Source organism: Bowmanella yangjiangensis (genome assembly GCF_017255015.1).
In the GTDB taxonomy this organism is placed as follows: domain Bacteria; phylum Pseudomonadota; class Gammaproteobacteria; order Enterobacterales; family Alteromonadaceae; genus Bowmanella; species Bowmanella yangjiangensis.
This window is the reverse complement of the sequence record NZ_JAFKCS010000802.1, coordinates 1-328: the sequence shown is the minus strand read 5'-3', so window position 1 is coordinate 328 and position 328 is coordinate 1. Positions and strand designations below refer to the sequence as shown.

Annotated in this window: 1 protein-coding gene; it reads left to right on the top strand. The window is 67.7% G+C overall.

From position 1 onward, the window contains the following. Positions 1-53: 53 nt before the first annotated feature. The coding region (locus J0A65_RS26750; protein ID WP_206597199.1) for a potassium-transporting ATPase subunit KdpA at positions 54-328 on the top strand (275 nt) is incomplete at its 3' end.

Sequence of the window (328 nt, the reverse complement as noted above, 5' to 3'; positions counted from 1 at the left end):
CGCCTACCTGCTGGTGGCTCTGCTCACCGCCGGGCGCGGCTGAGGAGGTGGCCATGCACGACAACGACTGGCTGCTGCTGGCAGCTTTTTTTCTGCTGGTGCTGGCACCGGCGCCGTTTCTGGGGCGCTACTTCTATCGCGTGATGGAAGGCCAGCGCACCTGGCTGAGCCCTCTGCTGCAACCCCTGGAGCGCGCCTGTTACCGTGTCGCCGGCATCGACCCGCAGCAGGAGCAGGGCTGGCGCGGCTACAGCCTGGCACTGCTGGCCTTCACGCTGGTCTGCCTGCTGGTGCTGACCGGCATCCTGCTGTTGCAGGGCGCCTTGCC